This is a genomic window from Kitasatospora sp. NPDC001225 (assembly GCF_053597855.1).
The window spans coordinates 1-1146 of the sequence record NZ_JBSFJC010000479.1 but is presented as its reverse complement, the minus strand read 5'-3'; the positions used below and the strand labels follow the sequence as shown (position 1 = coordinate 1146).

At 76.8% G+C, this 1146-nt stretch carries 1 protein-coding gene; it reads left to right on the top strand.

The window, feature by feature from the left end; genetic code table 11:
- A partial coding sequence (locus tag ACWDCZ_RS41600; protein ID WP_449818761.1) for an amino acid adenylation domain-containing protein occupies positions 1 to 1146 on the top strand: 1146 nt, incomplete at both ends.

Here is a 1146-nt window from a genome sequence, read left to right as displayed (position 1 = left end):
GACCGGGAGCCCGCCCCCGACGTGGTGGCGGCGGCACCGGCCGTCCTCCGGCTCGGGAGCGCCCGCGCCGAGCCGGGGTCCGCGGCGGCGCCGACCCCGCCCGGCGACCTCGCCTACGTGCTGTACACCTCCGGCTCGACCGGGCGGCCCAAGGGGGTGGAGATCGGGCACCGGGCGCTGGTGAACCTCCTGACCTCCTTCGCCGAACGGCTGGGCTCGGGCCCCGGGGACGTCTGGCTCGGCCTGACCTCGCTCTCCTTCGACATATCCGGGCTGGAGATCCTGCTGCCACTGGTCACCGGCGGCCGGCTGGTCCTCGCCCCGGAGGGCGCCGCCCTGGACGCGCCCGGCACGGTCGGGCTGGTCCGGCGCGAGGGCGTGACCCACCTCCAGGCGACCCCCGCGGGCTGGCGCGTGCTGCTCAGCGCCGGGTCGCTGCCGGCCGGGCTGACCGGGATCGTCGGCGGGGAGGCCCTGCCGCTGCCGCTGGCCCGCGAACTCCGCGGCTCCCTCCAGCGGTTGATCAACGGGTACGGCCCGACCGAGGCGACGATCTACGCGACCTGCGCCGACGTCCCGGCCGGACCGGAGGCCGTGGTGATCGGCGGGCCGGTCGCCAACACCCGGGCGTACGTCCTGGACGCGGACGGCCGGCCGCTGCCGATCGGGATCCCCGGCGAGCTCCACCTGGGCGGCGACGGCGTCGCGGACGGCTACCGCGGCCGCCCCGAACTGACGGCGGAACGCTTCGTCGAGGACCCGTTCGCCGGAACCGGTGGCCGGATGTACCGCACCGGTGACCTCGCGGCGTGGACGCCGGACGGCGAACTGGAGTTCCACGGCCGGATCGACGACCAGGTGAAGATCCGCGGCCACCGGATCGAACTGGGCGAGATCGAGGCCGCGCTGCTCGACCACCCGGCGGTCGCCGCGGCCGCCGTCGCCGTGTGCGGGCAGGCCGAGGGGGACCCCGCGCTCGTCGGCTACCGGGTGGCCGCACCCGGCGGCGAACCGCCGTCCGACGCGGACCTGCGGGACCACCTGCTGCGCACCCTCCCCGCGGTCATGGTGCCCCGGCAGTTCGTGGCCCTCGACCGCCTGCCGCTCACGGCGAGCGGCAAGCTCGACCTGCTCGCCGCAGCCGAT